Source organism: Flavobacterium sp. PL02, assembly GCF_035013205.1.
GTDB lineage: Bacteria > Bacteroidota > Bacteroidia > Flavobacteriales > Flavobacteriaceae > Flavobacterium.
This window is the reverse complement of the sequence record NZ_JAYGJP010000004.1, coordinates 193,465-216,540: the sequence shown is the minus strand read 5'-3', so window position 1 is coordinate 216,540 and position 23,076 is coordinate 193,465. Positions and strand designations below refer to the sequence as shown.

The 23,076-nt window shown below is 34.1% G+C and carries 14 protein-coding genes; 6 read left to right on the top strand and 8 right to left on the bottom strand.

Annotated features, from left to right (window positions below; translation table 11 throughout):
• Positions 1 to 15 precede the first annotated feature (15 nt).
• From wecC to SHI72_RS14315, 3 genes are all read right to left on the bottom strand, one after another.
• A complete protein-coding gene (gene wecC / locus SHI72_RS14325; RefSeq protein WP_323490379.1) occupies positions 16 to 1,239 on the bottom strand; it encodes a UDP-N-acetyl-D-mannosamine dehydrogenase in 1,224 nt (407 codons plus the stop codon).
• Positions 1,240 to 1,271: 32 nt separating this feature from the next.
• The gene (gene wecB, locus SHI72_RS14320; protein WP_323490378.1) at positions 1,272 to 2,405 is read right to left on the bottom strand and encodes a non-hydrolyzing UDP-N-acetylglucosamine 2-epimerase; all 1,134 of its coding nucleotides are present in this window, start codon (positions 2,403 to 2,405) and stop codon (positions 1,272 to 1,274) included.
• 73 nt (positions 2,406 to 2,478) lie between these two features.
• Complete coding sequence (locus SHI72_RS14315) at positions 2,479 to 3,462, bottom strand: MraY family glycosyltransferase (RefSeq protein WP_323490377.1); 984 nt, start codon at positions 3,460 to 3,462, stop codon at positions 2,479 to 2,481.
• An 842-nt stretch (positions 3,463 to 4,304) separates the two neighbouring features.
• Here SHI72_RS14315 and SHI72_RS14310 point away from each other — a divergent pair.
• Together SHI72_RS14310 and SHI72_RS14305 are read left to right on the top strand one after the other, a co-directional pair.
• The gene (locus tag SHI72_RS14310) at positions 4,305 to 4,613 is read left to right on the top strand and encodes a helix-turn-helix domain-containing protein (protein ID WP_052259493.1); all 309 of its coding nucleotides are present in this window, start codon (positions 4,305 to 4,307) and stop codon (positions 4,611 to 4,613) included.
• Positions 4,614 to 5,037: 424 nt separating this feature from the next.
• Positions 5,038 to 8,895, top strand: coding sequence for a M43 family zinc metalloprotease (locus tag SHI72_RS14305; RefSeq protein ID WP_323490376.1), 3,858 nt, complete (start codon positions 5,038 to 5,040; stop codon positions 8,893 to 8,895).
• Positions 8,896 to 9,066: 171 nt separating this feature from the next.
• Here the strand turns inward: SHI72_RS14305 and SHI72_RS14300 are convergent, their stop codons facing one another.
• Positions 9,067 to 10,464 (bottom strand): MATE family efflux transporter, encoded by a 1,398-nt coding sequence (locus tag SHI72_RS14300; RefSeq protein ID WP_323490375.1) that lies wholly within the window; start codon positions 10,462 to 10,464, stop codon positions 9,067 to 9,069.
• Between the two features lie 222 nt (positions 10,465 to 10,686).
• A complete protein-coding gene (locus SHI72_RS14295; RefSeq protein ID WP_323490374.1) occupies positions 10,687 to 11,295 on the bottom strand; it encodes a nitroreductase in 609 nt (202 codons plus the stop codon).
• A gap of 432 nt (positions 11,296 to 11,727) precedes the next feature.
• On the opposite strand from SHI72_RS14295, the gene SHI72_RS14290 reads away from it, so the two are divergent.
• The 4 genes from SHI72_RS14290 to SHI72_RS14275 are packed head-to-tail and all read left to right on the top strand — an operon-like array spanning position 11,728 to position 18,980.
• The gene (locus SHI72_RS14290) at positions 11,728 to 13,569 is read left to right on the top strand and encodes an IucA/IucC family siderophore biosynthesis protein (RefSeq protein WP_323490373.1); all 1,842 of its coding nucleotides are present in this window, start codon (positions 11,728 to 11,730) and stop codon (positions 13,567 to 13,569) included.
• Between the two features lie 31 nt (positions 13,570 to 13,600).
• Entirely contained in the window at positions 13,601 to 15,409 is a 1,809-nt protein-coding gene (locus SHI72_RS14285; RefSeq protein ID WP_323490372.1) for an IucA/IucC family siderophore biosynthesis protein, read from the top strand.
• A gap of 18 nt (positions 15,410 to 15,427) precedes the next feature.
• On the top strand, positions 15,428 to 17,821 hold the full coding sequence (locus tag SHI72_RS14280) for a TonB-dependent siderophore receptor (RefSeq protein ID WP_323490371.1): 2,394 nt from the start codon (positions 15,428 to 15,430) through the stop codon (positions 17,819 to 17,821).
• Between the two features lie 49 nt (positions 17,822 to 17,870).
• Complete coding sequence (locus SHI72_RS14275; RefSeq protein ID WP_323490370.1) at positions 17,871 to 18,980, top strand: hypothetical protein; 1,110 nt, start codon at positions 17,871 to 17,873, stop codon at positions 18,978 to 18,980.
• Between the two features lie 357 nt (positions 18,981 to 19,337).
• Here the strand turns inward: SHI72_RS14275 and SHI72_RS14270 are convergent, their stop codons facing one another.
• From SHI72_RS14270 to SHI72_RS14260, 3 genes are all read right to left on the bottom strand, one after another.
• Positions 19,338 to 19,937: a GNAT family N-acetyltransferase gene (locus SHI72_RS14270; protein WP_323490369.1), complete on the bottom strand. Its 600-nt coding sequence runs from the start codon at positions 19,935 to 19,937 to the stop codon at positions 19,338 to 19,340.
• Positions 19,938 to 20,091: 154 nt separating this feature from the next.
• Complete coding sequence (locus tag SHI72_RS14265; protein ID WP_323490368.1) at positions 20,092 to 21,423, bottom strand: lysine N(6)-hydroxylase/L-ornithine N(5)-oxygenase family protein; 1,332 nt, start codon at positions 21,421 to 21,423, stop codon at positions 20,092 to 20,094.
• 8 nt (positions 21,424 to 21,431) lie between these two features.
• The gene (locus SHI72_RS14260; RefSeq protein ID WP_323490367.1) at positions 21,432 to 22,850 is read right to left on the bottom strand and encodes an aspartate aminotransferase family protein; all 1,419 of its coding nucleotides are present in this window, start codon (positions 22,848 to 22,850) and stop codon (positions 21,432 to 21,434) included.
• Positions 22,851 to 23,076: the final 226 nt, after the last annotated feature.

Below are 23,076 nucleotides of genomic sequence, written 5' to 3'. Positions count from 1 at the left end.
GAAATGATTTGCTGTTTATGTGCCGAAAACTTGTAAAGCACCACAGAAATCTAAAACCTCTTTGTCCTCAGTAATTTTAATTTCTTTAAATTCTTTGTGATTAACTAGAAATACAATTATATCTGCTGAACGAGCCGCTTCATCATAATTGGTTAATTTAAAAACTTTGTGTTCTGTAATGTTTGGTTCTACTATAAAATATTCTCCATTATTATCATCTTGCAATACCTTTTGTACTATATATTTAGCTGGAGATTCTCTTAAATCATCAATATTTGGTTTAAATGCTAATCCCATAAGAGCGATACTAGCTTTTCTTCCATGTTTTAATTCAAATTTTAGTTTAGTAGATTGAATTTTTTCAGCACACCAAAATGACTTAAAATTGTTAATTTCTCTGGCTGTGTTTATTATTTTAGATTCTAGCGGATATGTTGAAACCAAAAAGTATGGATCTACAGCGATACAATGTCCTCCAACACCAGACCCAGGTTGTAGAATGTTTACTCTCGGGTGTTTATTAGCAAGAGCAATTAATTCCCAAACATTTATGTTTGCTTTATCGCAAATCAATGACAATTCATTAGCGAATGCAATTTGTACATCTCTTGACGAGTTTTCGACTAATTTGCACATTTCTGCAGTTCGTGCATTTGTAGCGTGTAATTTAGATTGTACAAATCTTGTATAAAAGGCAATTGCTTTTTCTGTTGATTTATCATCTATTCCGCCGATTACTCTATCGTTATATACCAATTCATACATAACATTTCCAGGTAATACACGCTCAGGGCAATAAGCAATATCTAAAAAACCCTCTAATTCAGGTCGTTCACTAAAGATAAAATCTCTCATTTTTTCAGTAGTTCCGATTGGAGAAGTAGATTCTATAATATACAAATCTCCTTTCTTTAAAATCGGGATAATGCTTTTTGTAGCTGCTTGAACAAATGAAATATCCGGTTCATTTCTTCCTTTAAAAGGTGTAGGAACAACTATTAAATAGGTTGAAGCTTCTACTGGCGTTGTAGCAGCTTTTAAAAAACCTGCTTTAACAGCATTTTCAACAGCAATATCTAATTGTGGTTCTACAATGTGAATTTTACCCATATTTATAGTATCTACTACTGTAGGGTTAATATCGACACCTAGTACACGGATATTTTTAGACGCTATTAATGCTGCTGTTGGTAGACCTATATAGCCTAAACCAATCATTACAACTTCTGGTTGATTCATTGTTATTATTTTTTATTCGTGAGTTTATCTCGCTATATTATTTCTGTGCCTTCTAATTCTGCAATAAAATTTACAATTCTATTACTCGCATTCCCATCACCATAAGGGTTATGTAAAGAACTCATGCTTTCAAAACGATCTTTATTATTTAAAAGATCCAAGGTTTCTTTTATAATCAATTCTTTATCAGTTCCAACTAGTATTACAGTTCCTGCTTCTACCGCTTCCGGACGTTCGGTAATATCTCGCATAACTAGGACTGGTTTCCCTAGACTAGGTGCTTCTTCTTGTACACCACCACTATCAGTAATAATTAATTTAGATCGATTCATCATCCAAATAAAATCTTCATAAGCTAAAGGATTAATAAGTAATACATTAGGAATATCAGATAAAATTCGATTTACAGGTTCTTGTACCTTAGGATTTAAGTGAACTGGATAAACAATTATTCGGTCCAGATTATCCATTGCTATAGTTTTTAATGCTTCACATATACGGATAAATCCATCTCCATGATTTTCTCGTCGATGCCCTGTCACGAGAATCATTTCTTTTTTACCAAGCTTTGATGATAACTCTTGAATTAAACTACTTGGTGCTTGATTTACTTTGTCTATACTCTGTAGTAATGCATCAATAACTGTATTTCCTGAAATTATGATTGAATCTTCAGCAATGTTTTCGTTTAATAAATTTTGCTTAGACAATTTGGTAGGTGCAAAATGATAATCTGATAAACGTCCTGTTATCTGTCTATTTATTTCTTCTGGAAACGGCGCCCATTTATTATGGGTTCTTAGACCAGCTTCAACATGGCATATTTTAGCACCGCTATAAAAAGAAGCGATACTTCCTGCCATAGTTGTTGTGGTATCTCCATGTACAAATACATAATCTGGTTGAAAATCTTCTAACACAGATTTCATGTTAATAATTATATCCGATGTTAAGCTATATAAGTCTTGATTTGGTTTCATTAAATCAAGGTCGTAATCTGGAGTAATGTCAAAAAAGTTTAATACTTGATCTAACATTTCTCTATGTTGAGCTGTTACACATACTTTCGTAGTAAATGTTTTTGGATACTTCTTAAATTCTTTAACCAATGGGGCCATTTTAATTGCTTCAGGACGAGTTCCGAATACAATAAGTACTTTTGCCATTTTAATTATTTTAATTATTATGTTATAATTTGAATTTTAGATATTCTCTAAAGAATACTTTTTATCATACTAATTATCTTGACTTCCTCAATGTTAAAGGCAGATAGACAATAGAAGAAATGATAATAATTAAGAATAAAGCAAGATTGATATTTACGTTCTGTAGTAAAAATGCGCTTAGAATTACAATTAAGGATAATGATGTAATAATAATTGTTGCTTTTATATGTGTCAATCCTGAATCTAAAAAGTAATGGTGAATGTGATTACGGTCAGCTTTAAAAGGGCTTTGGCCATTTTTAATTCTAATAATAAAAACTCTTAAAGTATCTGTTAAGGGTAAAGAAAGAAATGCTAAAATAAAAATAGGTCCATTATCTAGTGAAAACGGAATTGCCAAAGTCTCATTTATTGTTAAGAAATTGATAGATTGATACATTATAATAAAACCAATTACCATACTTCCGGTATCACCCATAAAAATTTTTTGAGTTTTGGAAACATTAAATTTAAGAAAGGCAATTAGTGGACCTATCAAAGAAAACGAAATCAGCATTTGCGTGAATTGTCTATTTGCTAAAAAATAAAATCCGAAAAATAAACTAATTATTAAGGCAATTGCGCCAGCCAAACCATCAATACCGTCTATTAGATTGTAAGCGTTTATAACAACTACAAAAGCAAAAAAGGTAAAAATGATTGAGATAACATATGGAAGTTCATGAATACCAAAAATTCCATAGAAATTGGTTATATATATATCTGAAAACAGAATTAAAATTCCTGCTGCAAAGAATTGCGCTATTAATTTTTTTAAAGGAGAAATGACTAATAAATCGTCCTTGATACCAATAAAGAATAAAATTAAAAGGGAGGCTGTTAAATCTAATAAGGTATCTATTTGTAAATATTTATTTAAAATTGATCCTAAAAATGCAAACGTCAATGTAAAGCCAAAGAAAATCCCTACTCCACCCATAGTTGGTGTATTATATAGGTGTGAACTTCTTTCTTCTGGTATTTTAGATAATTTTTTTACAGAACTTAAATGAATCAATATAGGAAATAGTTTATAAGACGCTAAAAAAGAAAAAAGTACTATTATAAAAGCTCCTAAAAAGTAGTAATTCAGAATATATGTCATTAACATTTGCATAAAACTTATAATAAAATCGTGTTTTTAATTTATTTAGATTTGATGTTTATCGGATATAGATAAACGCAATTTCGATAACAACTAAAAAGACAAAATGGATAGAATATTTAAAATATAGAAAAGGGTCCCCCGTAGCCAGTCACATTTTGGCTATTATTTAGATATATTATTAAGAAAATCAAGCAGATCAAATCACAGGTAAATACTTTAAAATACAGTACTTAAAAAGGAGTCTTTCATGCTGTTTTTAGCACCAATAGATAGTAGCTAATTTTTTACAAAAGTACTTGTAAGCTTAAAAAAAAGACTGAATTAAAAGTGGCATAATGTCCTAAATAAGGACATCTTATTCGGAAAAAGAGTTGATTAATAGAAAAATTAGATATATACACTAAATCTTATTTAGCATATATTATTTTGAATAAATTTTGCAGCACAAAATCAACTAATTTATTCTTTTTTTGATTTAGAAGTTATCAAAAAAACGTTTATATAAACAATAAAGACCTCACAAACAACAACATAGATACTGTTCAAAATATTGATATGGTTCATTTTTTTACTAAAATTAAGTTCTCAAACAATTATTTTGAAAAAACTTATTATAATATTTTAATGATTTATTGTGGCTTTTTAATTTTCATTTCCTAATTAATTTTGCGTATAATTTATTAACAATTAAACAGATACATTTTTTTGAATGATTTATTGCTTTAAAATGTATTTACAAAAATTAGTTTCTCATGAATAAAAATATATCAGAAAATATCAGAACTATACGCGAAATGAAAAATCTTACAAGAAAATTTGTAGCTTCTGAGATGGATATGAGTATTAGTGGATATGGTAAAATTGAACGTGGTGAAATTGATTTAACAATTTCTAAATTATCAAAAATAGCTTCCGTTTTTGGAGTTTCATTAAATGATTTATTATTCCTTGATATATCTTATTTTTTTAATAAGAGTTATAACAAATCTTCTAATCATGATTATGTAGATAATAATATAAAAAAGCATGATTTTATATTTGGACAATTACAAACATCGTAATTTAAATAGTCCTTTGATACTACCTACCTATATATACTATAGGTAGAAAAACTTCCTGAGTTTAGATTCTTATAATATTCCTCTACCCTACTTTAGAAATTCAGTACTTATTGAATTTCGTAACTATCGCTTATCTCTCCATTAATACTATCCAAATTGCTTAGAATTTAGTATTCCGAAAATGCTCCTTTGTAAGCCCAAAGCTATAACTGGAATACATCAATGGCTATAACATTTTAGAACAACACCCTTTTTTATTAATTACATTAAACCTGTTAAATTAAGAGTAAAAAAACACTTAATATAATTTTAAAGTTAATTTATTTGGATTATTTCATATTAAAACAGAATAATATAGTATAATCACATTTTAAACTATTCAGATATCTTTGGTCTCATTATTAACAAACCCCAAAAAAAAATTATGAAACCAAAATTATTATTATTTGTGGCGTTTATTTTTGTTCTTAAAATTAGTGCTCAAGGGCTACCCTGCAGAACAAAAGAAGAAAATGACAAAATTTACAAACAGAACCCCAATGCATTAAAAGAACGGCAAAACTTTGATGCATTTACCAAAAAGTTTAGTGCAGAACGGAAATCCAAGACTTCCAAACTACTACAAACATCCTACGTAATTCCCGTTGTTTTTCATATATACGGAGATGTTCAAAGTGGAAAAACCATTACCTACGAAAAAATAGTAAATCATCTTGCTCAACTTAATGATGATTTCAATGGTCGAAATGCTGATTATGCAACAGTTGATCCATTTTTTCAACCCAGAAGAGGTACATTAAACATTGAGTTTAAACTTGCTAAAATTGATCCGAATGGAGGCTGTACCTCGGGAGTCGTCTTTCATTCTGCCAAAAACGGGTATGGCAACGGTAGCGGATATGATGATCAAATTGCAGCCGATGCATGGGATAATACAAAATACATGAATGTATATATCCAAAATGATCTTTACCAAGATGGAGCTCTCAATAACTCAGGAGTAGCTTGGTACCCTGACTCTGGTATGACTGCTGACAATACAGCCCGTGTAGTCTTTAATGGAGCTTATTTATATGATAACTCCTATAGTAAAGAATTTTCAGCTACACTAACACATGAATTTGGGCATTTCCTCAATCTAATACACACATTTGAGGGTGGTTGCACAGGCACAGATCAAGTAGCCGACACTCCTCTTGAAGACGGATTACATACCTTAGCCTGCACTCAAGGAACAAATTGTAACGGCGACAGAGTGAATAATGAAAATTACATGGGTTACAATGGCGCACAAGGATGTTATAAAATGTACACTCAGGGGCAAATAGATCGGATGCTCGCTGCCTTAGAACATCCCGCAAGAAAAACCCTTTGGCAAGAAAGTAATCTCATTGCAACGGGAGTTAATTATACAGGAAGCTTATTAACTGTGAATAAAAGTTCTTTTAAAGAAGCTGTAGTAAATGATGGATCTTTTGACACATCATCGATAATAACACTATCAGGAACAAAAACACTTGCAATTAGTTCTGGAACTATGCTAGCGGGAACACATTTTACTCACACATTCCCAGCAGGAATTACACCAGTACTTACTGTTAACTCCAATTCTCAAATAACAGTTACCTTAACAGGAAAAGCAACAAATCATTTATTAACTAATAATACTAAAGGGGCAATCTCATTTTTGCCAGCAGCATTTACAGGAGGCACAACAGGTTTATCTTGTACAAGTATATATTTCAATTTCAATTTTGTAAATCCCTATGGGATTTTTTTTGTTGATATGCCTGACGTAACTGTTTCATCAGCCCTAACCTGGAAATATTTTGAAATAGAAAAAGGAGATGATCCAGCTTTTGGAGGTTGGAGATTTGCAACCAATGCGCTAAAAATTGAAACTTATGCTAAAAAATTAGTATGTCAAACCGGAACTAAAAATATTTCGCTATTAGCTCCAAATACTCAAGTAGGTCCTGCAAGCAATTTTACAGCACCGGGAGCTTATCCCAACCAATTAGATTTACGTACTGCAGCTTATACAAACTGGGACGGGAAATCTGGATATGTTGGTTTTGATTATCTTATTGATGGTTTAACTTGCTATGGATGGTTTAAAGTTACCGTTGCAGCAAATGGAGACGGTTATACAATCTCTGAATATGCTTATAATACACAACCAGGTGCAACAATCAACACAGGAATGACGGCAAAAACTGCTGTTGTGTTATCTGCAAATACACTATATGAGGCTGATGCTAACGATGGTGGCATAACATCAAGCACTGAGATTTCGCTGTCGACCAATAATGGAACTTTTACCAAAAGTACGGGAACATTTACCGCTGGAACTGATTACACAATATCGGGAGTACCAACTGGTTTAACAGCTGTTTTAACATTACAAAGTAACTCTAAAGTAGCGCTTACTTTTACAGGAAAAGCAAATCCACATTTACCTGCCAATGATGCTGCTGTTGTAGTTACATTTAAAGACACTGCAATAACTGGCGGAATTATAACTGTGGATAATCCTGCAAAAACAATAAATATAAAATTCGATGCTCCTTATGGAATTGTTTATGTAGATAATCCTGATTTTATAGTTTCTCCTGCAATCACTTGGAAATATATAGATTTGGGTATTGGTGACAATACCGAATATGGTGCTTGGCAATTTGCTGCCAATGCATTAAAAATTGAAACTTACGGCAAGAGATTAGTCGGAATAACTGGAACAAGAAATATTACAAAAATTGCTGCTGGTACATCTATAGGTGCTTCAAGTACTTTTGTTACACCTGGCGCAGCATACCCTGATCAATTAGATTTACGTACAGCAACTTATACAGCTTGGGACAATCAAACTGGTTATGTAGGTTTTGAATACACTAGCAGAGGAAGAACTTGCTACGGTTGGTTCAAAGTAAAAGTTACAGCTAGCGGAGATGGATATGCTATTACTGATTATGCTTACAACACTAAACCTTTTGAAGCTATAATAGCTGGAGCTACAAGCGGAACAACAGTTGCAGCGCCAACAAATTTAGTAGCAACTCCAAACTCTACTACGCTTCAGGCTGTATTAACATGGACTGATAATGCTACTAACGAAACTGCTTATACTGTTGAAAGAGCTTCGGCAGACGGTATTTATAGTGTTATTGCAACACTTGGAGCAAATGTTGCTACCTATACAAATACTGGATTAACAGCTGGAAATACATATACTTATAAGATAAGAGCAAATGCTAATACGACATATTCTGATTATTCTAATGTCGCAACGGCAGTATTAACAGCTACTTCACCGTATTGTAGTGCGCAAGGTGCAAATCAATATGAGTATATTAAAGATGTTGTAATAGGAAGTTTTACAAATTCATCTGGTGCGAATGCTTCCGGATATGGAAACTACACTTCTCAGAATATTACATTAACTCCAAACGCAAGTACACCAGTTAGTTTAACTCCAGGTTTTTCTAGTTCTAATTATACTGAATCTTGGGGAATTTGGATAGATTACAATAAAAATAACACATTCGAAGCTTCAGAGAAAGTAATTACTGGACTTTCGTCGAATGGTACAGTTACTGGTAATTTTACGGTGCCAAACGATGCTACTGGAACAACCAGAATGCGTATTGTAATGAAATATAATTCGAACCCAACTGCTGTATGCGGAAGTATTGGCGATGGAGAAGTTGAAGATTACACCGTAACTTTTGGACCATCAAATCCAAATCCTGTAACTCTGGCAACTCCTACAAACATTACTAATTCGGGAATTTACGCTCAAGGTTTTTATGCTTCATGGACACAAGTCGCAAATGCAACAAGCTATGAAGTACAATTATACAAAGCTGCAACTGGATGGGCAATCCAAGGAACATCGACTACGTATTATTTGTGGGTTCCAAAACAAGGAACAGAAACCGCTTATAGATTTAGAGTAAGAGCTGTTAATGCTGCTGGAACAAGCGATTGGAGTAGTTATCTTGATATAACTCTTCCTCTTGCCGGAGCTGAAGCTAATGATTCACTAGCAGGAAATAAATCCTTTTCGATGTATCCAAATCCTGCTTCAGATGTAGTTAATTTCTCTTTTGAAAATGTAAATAGTACTACTGCAATAATTACCATTTACAACAATAACGGCGTTGTAATAGATACTGTACGCAATGCATCTAGTTATACTATCAAGAATTTGCCAACAGGTATTTATCATGTTATACTTACCGATGGGGCTTATAAACAAAGCAAAAAATTATTAGTGAAATAAAATTTGCTAATACTTTATAAGGAATCATAAAACTAAAACCGCTGAAAATTATTTCTCAGCGGTTTTTTTATATGTTGTAAAGATCTACAAGAAAATGAATCGTAAATAATAGCAAGCCTTCTTTTTTATAGTTCCCGTCAGATTGATTGGTTTAATGGTAATTCAAATCTTTTACAACTTCACCGTTTTCCATTTGCCGGTTCTAAAAACTAAAACACTGCTGGTTGCCAATACAATTTCCGAAATTAGGATGGCAATAAATATTCCTTTTGGTCCCCATTCATAATAAGTCCCCAGTAAATATGATAACGGAAGCTGGATCATATAAAACATTAGGATATAAAGTACGGTCACCGTGTTTACGCTTCCGGCTGCATTTAATGCACGGGAGATTACCATGGTGTAACCGAAGAAAAAGTAAGCAATAGCCATATACTGCAAATAGGTACTTGCATAAGAAAGGATTTGCTCATCATGGGTAAAAAATCCTGCCAGAGTTTTAGCATAGAACAATAAAAAAATGGCAATTAGCCCCAGAAAACACATATTAAACGCTCCTGTTTTCCATACCGAAGCTTCTGCCCTTTCTGGCTGTCTTGCACCTAGGTTCTGTCCGGTTAATACACCAGCCGCATTAGCAATTCCATAGGCAGGTAAAACGCTAAACATAATAATTCGATTGGCAATAATATAGCCAGCCAGTACATTTTCACCAAGTTTTGCAACAATCACAATCATTAAAAATCTACTTGAAGAAGGCACCAGGTTCTGAATCATTCCGGCAGTTGCAAGTTTTAGGATTCGTTTCATCAGGGCTGGAACCATCAACATCTGTCGTTTTCCTATAATAATTGTGCTATTATTTTTAAACAGATACCATAACTGATAGCCAACACTAAAGACATTTGCAATCACCATAGCCACTGCAGCTCCCAATAAACCCAGTTTCGGAAATGGACCCAATCCGAAGATTAGTACCGCGCACAGCAAACCATTTAAAACATTCGAAAATGCAAGGGTTCGCATAGCCATCGAGGCATCTCCAGAACCTCTAAACACTCCGTTAATCAAAATACGCATGATCATAAAAATGAGTCCTGCAAACATAGTTTTAGAAAAAGTATTGCCGTAGCTCACCAAATGATCTGATCCACCTGCAAAACGCATAATCTCCTGGTTAAAAATTACGGCTAAAACGCTACATATCACAGAAAGGAAAATCCCTAAATAAATGACCTGCATTGCAGTCTGTCCTGCTTTACGAGGTTTTTGTTCTCCTACCCTTCTTGAAATCATTGCTGTTGCCGCAATACTCAAACCCATCGCTACTGACTGAATAAGAATCACTACAGAGTTAGTAATCCCTACGACTGTAATGGCATTTTCGCCCAGACTGCTTACAAAAAGAAGATCTACTAAAACAAAAAGCGACTCCATACTGAGCTCTAACATGGTAGGTACAGATAATAAAAAGGTCGCCCTGTTTACATTTCCTGTGGTAAAATTCTTTTCAGTTCCTTGCAATGCAATCCTGAATAAAGTAAATATTGAACGTATTTTTACAAGCACAATTATTTGGTTTAAAAGAGAAATATTAAGATTTTTTTGGAGAATGGCAGCGGTACTAAAATACCCGGATCAATCCTCTCTGGTGGGGTGATTATCTGCCTTTATTTTTTCGTAAGTGAAGTGCTAAACCGCACCCTTATTATCACAGCTGCAAATTCTTCTTTTAAAATTTAGCTTAACTATTGTTTCGCATGGTTTTCAGGATAATTTCAAACCTCTTTATTAAATATGCCAGGAAACTTTTTTATCTATAGCAGTTCTTCTTTTGGTTACAGAAAGTGCCGACTCCTCAGGGAAACCTATAAAAAATAGTCCTAAAGATTGCTCATTGGCCTCGAGACCAAAGGTTTTTACATACTCTATCGCAGCACCACTTGAATCCCAATAGGAACCCAACTGATAAGAAGTTGCACTAATAGCCATATTTTGCACTGCGCAGGAAACGGCAGCCAGTTCTTCCCACTCGGGAATGTTCACTTTGGTGCTTTTAGAAAGAATCACTCCGATCAGACACGCCGCTTTAAGTGGGTATTTTTTTAGATAATTATACTTTGCCGCTTTTTTTTCGACATCAGCAATATCCTCATACAGATACTTATAATAGTCTGCCGTATAATTTCCATATTTTTCAAGTTGACTTCCTTCAAGCACAATAAATCTCCAGGGTTCTGTCATTTTATGAGTAGGCGCCCATGTTGCATTGATTAGAATTTCCTGCAATACTGTATCTGAAAGACTTCCTCCTACATAAGAATCAGCATAAATACTTTTTCTAAATCTAATTAGCTGAGTTGCAACTTCAGATGAAGAACCTATGATACTTGTTTCCATAAACTTTAATAAAGATTTAGTGATAATTTAGATTAAATTAAGTACGAAAAATATGCAAAATAAATTTTGTTATTTAAAATTATTATAAATAGCTTTGCTGAACTAAATTATTATTTATAATTAGAATAAATAAGAACAAGGCAAATATATATAGTAATTCTCATAAAAACAATATAAATCTTGTTATCACATCAAAAAAAACCTATGTAATCTACTACAGAACCAGACAGCCTAACAAAACACAACCTTCTAATATTAACTAATTACCCCATAATTATGAAAAATAGAACTACTAGCTTCCTACTCTTAACGGAAAAGATCATTATCAAAATTTTAACAGATTAAAGCAATCAAGTATAGCACTTAAAAAAAACTTATCTGATCAAAAAAAAACACTTTGAAAAACTAATCATATCCATTAAACCATACCCAATGAAAGAAAAATCCCGAATCGTAAGACATGAGAACGGTCAATTAAATCCTCAACTAGTCACATCACATCTTCAACCTGAAATATGGGAAAAAGTAAACAGAATACAGCTAAGAAAAATGCTATGTGAGTATTCACATGAATTATTACTTAGTCCTCAATTACAGAATACTAACGGAGTATGGGGGCTTTACTGCCTTAATACACAAGATGGAATAACAGAATATCAATTTCGTGCACAAATACTTGCATTAGATCATTGGCATATTGACACAGACTCAATTACTAAAACTGTAAACGGAAATCCAGAACCTCTTGATGCTATCGCTTTTCTTCTTGAATTTACAGAAGAATTAGGCTTTACTGATCTAAATCTGCCTACTTACCTTGAAGAAGTAATCAGTTGTCTCTATGGTAGTGCTTATATGCATACTAATAGTGAGCTTTCTGCTAAAGATCTAACAGAAGCAAGTTACGCTGATGTAGAGCATGCTATGACTGCCGGACATCCTTGTTTTGTAGCCAACAGTGCCAGAATTGGCTTTGATGCAGTAGATTATCAGAATTACAGCCCAGAAGCAGCGACACCGCTTTCGTTGGTTTGGGTAGCAGGCCATAAAAATTACACTGAATTTACGAGTATTCCTCCTCTTAGTTACCAACAAGTTATGGAGCAGGAATTAGATCCAGACTTAAAAGCATCATTTGATTCGATTCTTACAGAAAAAGGACTTCAGCCAGAAGATTATATCTTTTTCCCTATCCATCCATGGCAATGGCATAATAAGCTGATTTATTTATTTGCGCCAGATATTGCTGCATCAAAATTGGTTTGTTTAGGTGATAGTAAAGATTTATATATGCCGCAACAATCGGTACGTACATTTTTTAACGTAAGTAATGTTAAAAAATTTTATGTTAAATCAGCTCTTTCCATTCTTAATATGGGCTTTATGAGAGGACTTTCGCCTTATTTTATGCGAACAAACCCACCAATTAGCGAATGGGTTGCGAACCTTGTAGATAATGATCCTTATCTTCAGAAAAAGGGTTTTACTACCTTAAAAGAAATTGCTGCAGTTGGATACACCAATGCGTACATAGAAGAAGCTATAAAAGTAGATTCTCCTTATAAAAAAATGTTGTCTACATTATGGAGAGAGAGTCCGATGGACAAAATAGCAAATGGTGAACGTCTTATGACTATGGCTGCACTGCTTCACATAGATACAAATGGAAACTCATTGCTGGCGGAATTAATTAAATCTTCTCCTTTGGATGCAAAAGGATGGCTTCAAAGCTATTTGCAATCTTATCTTAGCCCGCTTTTACATTGCTTTTATTACCATGATATGCGTTTTATGCCACACGGCGAAAATCTGATTCTGGTATTCCGTGACAATGTTCCGGTTAGAGCAATTATGAAAGATATTGGTGAAGAAGTAGCTATTGTAAATCAAGAAAAAGAATTGCCAGAAACTGTCAAACGAATCATTATCAATGTTCCTGAAGATCTTAAAATACTATCAATTTTTACTCAGATATTTGATTCTTTCTTCAGATACCTAAATCATGTATTGGTAGAACATGTAAATCTGCCTGAAGAAGATTTTTGGAGTCTTGTAGCAGAATGCGTAACAGAATACCAATCAGAATATCCTGAACTGGAGGATAAATTCAGAAAGTATGATTTATTTGATTCAGAGATCATTAAAACGTGTTCAAATAGATTGCAAATGCAAAACAGCACAAAAATGCTTGACGCTACCAATCCCTTCAAGAACCAACAATTTGCAGGCACTCTGAAAAATCCACTTTCCATTTATCAGACAAAATTAATCTAGCCCTTCTTTAAAACTATAATACGCTAAAATCATGAATATAGATACGCAAATCTCACCAATACAAGCATCCAGCCATTTAGAAAAAACAGTTTGGGACAAAGTAACTCGTTTGCACCTTAGAAAAATACTTGCCGAATTTTCTCATGAACGACTAGTTATTCCAAAGCTAATCGGAAATAAAGACGACTGGGAAATCTATCAACTGGCAAGTGCAGACGGAAAGAACGTCTATCAGTTTAATGCTAAAATTCTAGCTTTAAACCATTGGTATATTGATACGCCATCCATTGAAAAATTTACTGAAGGAGAAACTGCTACATTAGACGCACTAAGTTTCATCATTGAATTTAAGGCAGAACTTGGAATTCCTGAAGAGTCTTTGCCTGTTTACCTAGAAGAGGTATGTAGCACACTTGCCGGAAGTGCTTATCTTAATTATTATGGTAAACCCAATTCAAAAGAACTATTGGACGCTGGTTATCAGCAAACTGAATCTACCATGACAGGTCATCCTAGATTCATCGCTAATAATGGAAGAATCGGTTTTACATCCAGCGATCACAGGGAATATGCTCCGGAAGCTGCCGCACCGTTTTCTTTAGTCTGGCTTGCTGGTCATCGCTCGACTGCTGTGTTTACTGCCGTCCTGCCTTTAGATTATGATAAAGTAATGCTACAGGAACTTGGTGAAGAAACGTTGAAAAATTTTAACGATCAACTTCTTGAAAAAGGGTTAAATCCAAATGATTATTTTTATATGCCGGTGCATCCTTGGCAATGGTTTAATAAACTAGCTAATATATTTTCAGCAGATATCGCGACTAACAGACTGGTTTGTATGGGGTACAATGCCGATAAATACCAGCCACAACAATCAATACGAACATTCTATAATATTACTAATCCTGAAAAATTCTATGTTAAAACGGCTTTATCTGTTCTTAACATGGGTTATGTACGTGGGCTATCTCCTAAATTTATGTTGTCTAACCCACCAATAAATGAGTGGATTTACAACTTGGTAAAAGATGATAATTACTTACAATCGAAGGGATTTATCATTCTGAGAGAAATCGCCAGTTTGAGTTTTGCGCATCAATATTATGAAAAAGCAGTTCCGGGTGATACTCCTTACAAGAAAATGTTCGCCTGTTTATGGAGAGAAAGCCCAGCCGATAAAGTCTCTGAAAATCAACGTTTAATTACAATGGCAGCATTACTTCATATTGATAATGAAGGCAAAGCTTACCTTCCGGAATTAATACAGGCATCTGGTTTAACAACTTCAAATTGGTTAAGACAGTACTTTAGCTGTTATTTGAGTCCTTTACTTCATTGTTTTTACAAATGGGACATGGTTTTTATGCCTCATGGCGAAAATTTAATCCTGATTCTGGAAGATCATAAGGTTGTTAATGCCATTATGAAAGATATTGGTGAAGAGGTTTCATTACTTAACTGTAGTTTAGAGATTCCAGAAGAAGCTTTGAGGCTTGCTGTTAACGTACCTGATGATCGCAAAACGCTTCCTTTATTTACGCAGGTATTCGATTCTATATTCAGATTTATAGCTGCAATACTTGTAGAACATGCTGATTTTCCAGAAGATGAGTTTTGGAAGCTTGTAGCAGAGTGCATCTTAGATTACCAATCTGCACATCCTGAATTCAATGAATCTTTCCAAAAATTTGATCTGTTTGTCAATGAGTTTAGCCCTGATGCTCTAAACAAATTACAACTGAATAATAACAGACAGTTGAGAAATCGTGCCAATCCATTTCAAAACCTGCCTTATATCGGTATCGTAAAAAATCCGGTAACACCATTTTACATTAATTAATTAATAAATAATAATTTCGTGAATTATTTTACATCATTAAACAAGTACATACCCTCGCTGCTTATTACTGCTGCGTTCTTATTATTGTCTTTACAAACTAAGGCACAACAAACCCAATTAGGGGTCATCAAGGGTCAGGTTATGACAGAAGATGGAAAGAAGGTGCTGTACGGCACTGTTAACCTAAATGGAAAATACAGTGTAAAAATAGACAAGGATGGTTGGTATATGTTTGATAAACTTACATCGAAAAATAATACGCTTACTGTCAATATAATGGGGTTAGCCCCACAGACAAAAACAGTTACCGTAGAAACTGGGGAGGAAATTTTATTGGATTTTAACCTTACCGCTAATGCCGAAATTCTTAATGAGGTTTTTATTGTAGGTAACAAATATAAAATTACTTCAAAAAAGAAAAGTGAGTATGTGTCGAGGCTTCCAATTTCAAACCTTGAAAATTCACAAGTTTATAGTGTAGTAGACAAAGAACTAATCAAAGAGCAAATGGCTTTAACAGTCGAAGAATCTTTTAGAAATGTTCCGGGAGCTGCACCTGCAAAAACGGGGGCTGGAATGCCCTCTTTTTTCTCGAGAGGTTTTCAAACCAGTGAAAATTTCCGTAACGGAATGGCAACTTATCTGCGCACAGGTGTAGATCTTGCTGCTGTAGAACGTGTAGAGACCTATAAAGGTCCAAGTTCTACTCTTTTCGGAGCGCAGATGACATCATTTGGAGGAATTGTTAATTACATTACCAAAAAACCATACGATCATTTTGGAGGCGAAATAGGCTATACCATGGGAAGTTGGGACCTAAACCGTATGACATTAGACATTAATACCCCGGTTAAAGATGCCGAAGGTTTACTGGTTCGACTAAACGTAGCTCGCCAGACCGAAAATACCTTTCAGGATCAGGGTAACTCTGCTACTTTACTTATTGCGCCAAGCATTACTTATCAGGTATCAGATCGCTTGAAGTTTACGCTTAATGCTGATTTTCAAAGTGTACAAGGAATTGCTCCGGGCGGATGGATTACCTCTCCTACATTGGGTCTCAGTAGCTTTAAAGATCTTAATCTGGACTACCGCATATCACTTAATGACAACTCTCTCGCAAGTAAACAGGCTTCTACTAACGTATTACTTGATGCAGAATACAAAATTTCTGACCAATGGACCTCTCAGTCCAGATATGCTTACGGTGGTGGTTCTTATGATGATCTTTATATTTTTGATTTCATCTGGCAAAATAAATCATCTGTTGATCGCGTATTAAGGGCATTTACGGATGAAAAAACAGTGCGAAAAAACTTCCAGCAAAATTTTACCGGAGATTTTAAAATCGGGAACCTCAGAAACAGACTTGTTGTAGGTTTTGATTATTTATCCAGTTACAGATCAACTCGATATGACGGATTGGGATATGGTGGTAAAGTATTTGAACCGGCAAACCTCGATAATCTAGGTGCAACACCAGTGATTCGAATAGAGGACGTTGAATCCATTTTAGCAAAAAGAAACACGGGACAAAACCAGACAAAAGAATCTACTTATAGTGTTTATGCCTCTGATGTTCTAAATATAACTGATCAGCTTTTGGTTATGGCCAGTTTACGTGTAGATCGTTATATTGGTGATGGAACAACAAATACAAAATCCCGCACAACTGTAGGTAACTACAATCAAACCGCACTTTCTCCTAAATTTGGTCTTGTATATCAAATTGTTGAAGATAAAGTAGCGGTTTTTGGTAATTATATGAATGGATTTAAAAACATAGGCAGCAAACTTCAGCCAAATGGAGAAGTTTCTGTTTTTAAACCTCAGGAAGCTGCACAACTGGAAGGTGGTGTTAAACTTGATTTATCAGACAAACTCAATGCAACTGTAAGCTATTACCAGATTGATGTAACAAACAGTTTAAGAAATGATGTAACAACTCAAGGGACCTACGTTATCCAAGACGGAACGCAAAAAAGTAAAGGGCTTGAAATAGAAATTATCGGAAGACCTTTTTCAGGTTTCAACTATGTAGCCAGTTATGGATATAATGACAATGAGTTTACCAAGTCAGCCGAAAATGTAATGGGCAAAAGAGCCGCTGGTACTCCAAAAAATGTGGTTAATCTTTGGGCAAGTTACACTATTGTTAATGGTAAAGCTCAGGGATTGGGACTGGGAATTGGAAATTCTTATGTTTCTGATGCTTTTATTGACAATACAAATACGTTTACTCTTTCCTCTTATAATCTTCTTGATGCTACCCTATTTTACAACCGTCCGAAATATCGAATTGGTATTAAAGCCAATAACATTCTGGACAAACAATATTGGGTGAGCGACGGTTATTATGCACGTCCACAAAAGCCAAGTAATTTTATGATCAACTTTACTTATAAATTTTAATTAGATGGAGCATATCGATCAGCGCGCTTTCAAATCCCAAAGAATACTATTGGGAGTAGTAATGACTTTTGCGATTCTGGATCATACCCGACTGTTTTTTCATTACTGGAACACCAATCCGGCAGATTTAGATCATACCACTTTCACTTTGTTCTTTACCCGATTTATATCACATTATTTTGCCCCAGCAGTTTTCTTTATAGCCGGTATTGAATTATTTCACTGGATGGGTAAGAGAACCAAAAACCAAAATGTATGGCAGTTATTCAAACTTGGCAGTGCACTGATCCTTATTGAAATTTTCGTAAACAATTTTTTGTATACGTTTGATCCCTATTATCGTACGATTGGTGTCTTTATCATTGGTTCATTAGGTTTGTGCCTGTACTGTATGGCAGGGTTGCAATACTTCAACAGAAAATTGATCTTATCGATCGCTTTAACTATTATAATAGCTCATCATTTACTGGATTCTTTGCAAATGAAAGGAGATTCTATAAATGCTATCATCTGGTATTTGTTACACCAACAAAAATTTATACCTCATGGTCAGAGTTTATATATCGTAAATTATACACTACTCCCCTGGTTTGGTGTTCTTTTACTGGGTCATTTTTTTGGATTCTTTTGTAGGTCAGAAAGTTCGCCAGTAATTCGAAAAAAAGTACTGTTGTACAGTGGTTTTACTCTTATTGGATTATTTTTCTTATTACGTGGCCTAAATGGTTACGGAGAATCTATCCCGTGGAAAACAGGAAATTCAAACCTAATCAACTTACTGTCGTTTTTCAATCTCACGAAATATCCAGCTTCATTGGATTTTCTGGCGATCACATTAGGTCCGATTTTCTTGTTCTTAGCTTATGCAGAAAACTGGAAAGGCAGAGTTGTCAGTTTCTTTTTTACTTTAGGACAGATTCCTTTGTTTACCTATCTGTTCAGTACCCTCATTATTCATTTAGCAGCTATGATTTGGTTATGCTTTAATGGAAAACCATTGCAAACGATGGTAATAACGACTGCTTCTTATGGTAAAGATAGTCCATTACTTAATTATGGATACTCTTTAGCTACGGTCTATATTTTGTGGATTGTATTCGTTCTGATCTGTTATTTCATGATAAAAAAAATAAAACCGATGCAACAAGATTTACTATAAAAATTGTTAATAGTACATTCCAGGAAATAAAAAATGCAGAGAACATATTGACTATGATCTCTGCATTTTTTTATTCTGGTTAAATTTACCAAGTCATAAAAAACAAAAACAAAGTACAATTTTTGACTCCTTGGTTTTATTAAGTATCTAAAATAAGGTACTAAAAGTATATTTAAGAGATTGTGCAGTGAACAAATACGAATAAGAAACTTTGATTCTTAACTGCAAAAAAATAAGCGGATCCACCCCTGAACCCGCTTATCATTCTATTTAACAAAAAAAAACATTTACTTTCACCTTAATCACTTTAAATTAAAGCTACAGTACTTTTTATTGGATAATTCCAATCTATTATATCTAAACCGATTGCAAAGCTTTATAATAATCCTCACGTGTACAAAACTCAAGATGTGCTTTTTTATGAGGCAGATCAATTTCGGTTTGGAATACAAATCCGGCTTTTCTATTCAATGCATGAATTTTATGATTTCGTGCATCAGGTTCAACAACAACACGTTGATTTTTGGCATCACAAAAAATAAAATCCAGTATTACGGTAAAAATCGTCCAGGTAAACTTGTTTACGGGTATTTCTAAGGGCGCTACTAAAATATGCATCCCTTTATCCCCTTTTTCTACCTTATAATACGCTCCAATACTATCTGTTTCGGGATTGTAACATTCTAATAAAAAGGAAATGTCACCGTTAAAAATCCCCATGTAAACATCAGTTTTCTCTAGAATTTCGCGGTATGAATCGTACACTTCCTGCAAAGAAAATCCATTCATTCCCCAATAAACCGCATAATCACGATTCACCCAGTCATGAAGCAAAGGCGTGTCAGTCTCTAAGTCTATTGGACGCAATTCAAAAGCGCCCATACCAGGAATTGTTTTGACAAAAACAATATCAGAAACAGCTTTATCTTCTATATCAATTATTTTATTATTCATCATCTCTTATCGAGTTAAACTTATTATTATTTTTAATGGGAGTCACATAATCTGATCTTACACTTTTCTTCAAAATGGTAAAACAACAACCAAGATTATCTCAGCCGATTACGGTTTTGTTATTGAATACCTTCTAGCCGTTGAACCGGAGCAGTGTTTACAGAATCTCTTCAAAAACATTTGACTCTACAACTTCAGCTACAGCAACTCCAAATTCCTGAAAAGCAATTTTTGTTTCAACTGCATAATGCTCAACACCCGTAATTTCTTTGATAATATAAGAATTTCGGTAACAAACCATTCCTAAGTCGGGTGTAACAAATCCGTGTGTGTGTAATTCTGCATTCTGAACAAAAACTTCTCGTCCATTTTTATCAATACTGTAATTTCGATTGGCAGCAAAACGTCCTTTATCATCCCATTGGATTCTGTCCGTAATTCCTTCGAGGAAAGGCGGCAATTTATAACCGTAACCTGTTGCCAGAACTAATGCGTCGGTAACATGACGGTATTTTTTATCTTGTTCGACCTGATGTAATTCCAATTCAAAAGATTGTTTACTTTCGTCAAAATCTGCTTTTATGCAAGTGGCATTTGTTCTTAAATTCACATCAATTTCTCCAATCACTTTTTTAGCATAAATAGTGTCGAAAATAGTTTCAATCAGGTCTTTATTAATTCCTTTGTAAAGCAATTTCTGCTCTTTTAACAGATAATCTCTCTTCTCAGCGGGAAGATTGTAAAAGTAATCCACATATTCAGGAGAAGTCATTTCTAAAGTAAGTTTGCTGTAATCCATTGGAAAGAAACGGGACGAGCGCGTAATCCAGTTCAACTGATATCCGTACACATCAATTTCCTGCAATAAATCATTAAAAACTTCGGCAGCACTTTGTCCGCTTCCCAAAACGGTAATCGACTTTTGTTTTTGTAATGCTGCTTTATTCTGTACGTAGGCAGACGAATGAATTGCTTTTCCTTTAAGAGTTTGACAGGATTTAGGAATATGTGGTGCAGTTCCAGTACCTAAAATTATCTTTTTAGTCTTGTAAAAAGTAACCTTACTTGTTTTGGTGCAAACTGTACTCACAATATAAACAGACTCATTATCATCATATTCAATCATCGAAACTTCTGTATTAAAAAATACATTTGGGAGTTTCTTAATTGCCCATTGGCAGTATTGGTTATATTCGTTTCTTAACAATAAAAAGTTTTCACGAATGTAGAACGAGTACATTTTGCCCTGCTCTTTTATATAATTCAAAAAACTAAACGGGCTAGTTGGATCTGCAAGTGTTACTAAATCAGCCAAAAAAGGAATCTGAAGAGTCGTGTCCTGCAATAACATTCCGGGATGCCAGTTGAAAGATTCATTTTTATCAAAGAACAAACCATCTAGATTTTCAATTGGCGCTGTAAGACATGCCAGACTCAAATTAAAAGGTCCAACACCAACAGCTATAAAGTCGTATATTTTATTTTCCATAAGGGGTATTAATTTATCAATGTATATTCCTGACCGTGAAAAACGATTAAATTTATAATTTCTTCAATATCGGCCTGAGTTGTAAGAGGGTTAAGTAGTGTGAATTTCAGAAATACTTCATTATAGACTTTTGTACTCGTTATAATGGCTTTTCCTTCATTAAAAAAGGCTTTACGGATGTAACTGTTTAAGCTGCAAAAAGATCCTTCATCTGTTTTCCAAGGTTTATAACGGAACACAATTGTGCTTATTTCAGGATTATGAATTACTTCAAAGTCATCTCTCCTTCTTAAGAAATCTGCGGTAAAGAGAGCATTATCAATCGCTTTGTCCATGTAGGTGCTTAGTCCCTTTGTTCCAATTATCCTTAGGGTAAACCATAATTTTAAGGCATCAAATCTGCGGGTGGTCTGTATTGATTTCTTCACCATGTTTGGAATTCCCTCGTCTTCCTGCTCTTTTGAGTTCAGGTAATCTGCATGGTATTTTATATAATCTACATACGATTTGTCTCTCATAAAAAAACCACTTGAACTTACTGGCTGATAAAAGGTTTTGTGATAATCTATAGTAACAGAATCTGAAAGCCCAATGCCTTCCAATTTATTGTTATGCTTCTCACTGATCAATAATCCACCGCCATAAGCCGCATCAACGTGAAACCATAATTTATTCTCTTTTGCTATTGCAGCAATTTGGGTTAAGGGATCAATTGAACCAAAATCTGTAGTGCCTGCTGTACCCACAATTGCTATTGGAATATTTCCTAAATCTTTCTGCTGCTGAATTACTTTTTTCAAAGCCAGAACATTCATTTTAAAATCAGTATCAACAGCCACAGGAACAACTGCATTTTGGCCTAATCCTAATAAACTTAAATTCTTCTTTAAGCTAAAATGACTCACTTCAGAACATAAAACTCTAAATTTTGATGCATCCGCAGGAAGCCCATCCATTTTAGGGTCCATATTGTAATTCTTTTTCACAAAATGATCTCGCGCTAAAAGTAATCCCATCAAATTCGACTGTGTACCTCCGCTTGTGAAAATTCCATCTGCTCGTTCCGGATAACCTAATTTTTCAATCGTCCAGTCTATCAGCTTCAATTCGATAAAAGTGCCTCCGGTACTTTGATCCCAGGTATCCATTGACGAGTTTAAAGAAGAGATAAACGCTTCTGCAACAAGTGTAGGTATCAAAATTGGGCAGTTTAAATGAGCTATGTACTTTGGGTCATGAAAATGAATACAATCATTCAGGTAAATGTCTTTAAGCTCGTCTAAAACATATTCTAAACTGTTTCCTTGATTCTTTTCGTCAAGTACTATTGCATCAATTTTTTCTTTAATCGAAGAAATACTTGCGCCTGTAAAAGGAGTATCTCTGCTTTCTAAATGATTTGCAATTAGTTTAATTGTTTTTTTCATACTCTTCTTGTAAAGAGAAATGGCTTTTTTATTATTAGAAAAAATGTGCTTGACATGTTTTTTTTCTAAAATCTCTTTTAATTCAATTGTGCTTATCTGTTCACGTGCTTCCATTGACTTATTTTATTTAGATTCATTCTAAAGAATAGTTTTTAACAAAAGTATATCCCATGAAAACTAAAGTCAATACTACACGAATAGTAAATAAAATTATACAAAAGAGGTA